The sequence below is a fragment of the Streptomyces sp. NPDC002817 genome, assembly GCF_053592055.1.
On the sequence record NZ_JBSFUY010000118.1, the window covers coordinates 1 to 1,101 of the forward strand.

At 66.5% G+C, this 1,101-nt stretch carries 1 pseudogene; it reads right to left on the minus strand.

Annotated elements, in window-relative coordinates:
- Positions 1-23: 23 nt before the first annotated feature.
- A pseudogene (locus tag ACWD3I_RS49260) lies at positions 24-1,027 on the minus strand (IS5 family transposase).
- Between the last annotated feature and the right edge of the window lie 74 nt (positions 1,028-1,101).

A 1,101-nucleotide genomic window follows, 5' to 3' on the forward strand; every position in this document is an offset into this window, starting at 1 on the left:
CTAGGGCCTGTGTGACGTTGTGATCAGCCAGTTGCCTTCAGCAGGTCGTTGATCCAGATCATCGAGGCACGGAGGTGGAGGCCGGCGAGGTAGCTCTCGGGCGTCTTGTCGTATCGAGTCGCGATACCGCGCCATGCCTTCATCTTGTTGATGAGCCGCTCGACGGTGTTCCGCTCCTTGTAAAGATCGGCGTCGTGGCGTGTGGGTCGGCCGCCCTTGCTGCCCTTCTTCTTCCGGTTGGCGGCCTGGTCCTTCTTCTCCGGGATGACTGCCTTGATGCCGCGTTTGCGCAGGTAGGAGCGGTGAGCGCGGGACGAGTAGGCCTTGTCCGCGGCGACAGCGCCGGGCCGGGTCCGGGGACGGCCGACAGGCAGACGGACCCGGATCTTCTGCAACACGGGGACGAACTGCGGGCTGTCGGCGGCCTGCCCTGCGGTCAGCACGAGCGACAACGGACGGCACTTGCGGTCGGCAGCGAGGTGAATCTTGCTCGTCAGCCCACCACGGGATCTGCCGAGCAGTGCCTGGTTCAAGCGGAGCTTGCGCCGTCGCCTGATACGCCGTCGCTCTTCTGGCTCGGGGCCGTCCCTGCCGTCCTGTCCGTTCTGTTCTGGCGGGCCGCCCCCTTTTGCCGGGCCCGCTCCTGCTCGGCGGCGGCTTCCTCAAGGGCGTCCATAACCTCCTTGCCGATGTGCATCCCGGCGGCGTCGTGGTGAGCGCGGGCCGTGGTGGAGTCCACGCTGACCAGGGATAAGTCCACCTGTCCCCGGCGGGCGGCCTCCGCGATCACGCCTTCCAGAAGAGCGGAAAAGACACCGGCGTCCCGCCAGACCCGGAAACGGCCGTAGACCGTGGGCCACGGTCCGAACCCGGACGGCATCTCGCGCCACTGGGCGCTGGTACGAAACCGCCAGATCACCCCCTCGAACTGCTCCCGCAGCCGTTCGGGGTACGGACCGTACTCGCCTATCGGCAGGTACGGCTCGATGAACTCCCATTGCTCGTCGCTGAGTTGCCTACGTGTCACACCCAGCGTCCTACCAGGACCCGCCCCCGCACGGGACCAGAACCCAGATTGATCACAACCTCACACAGGCCCTA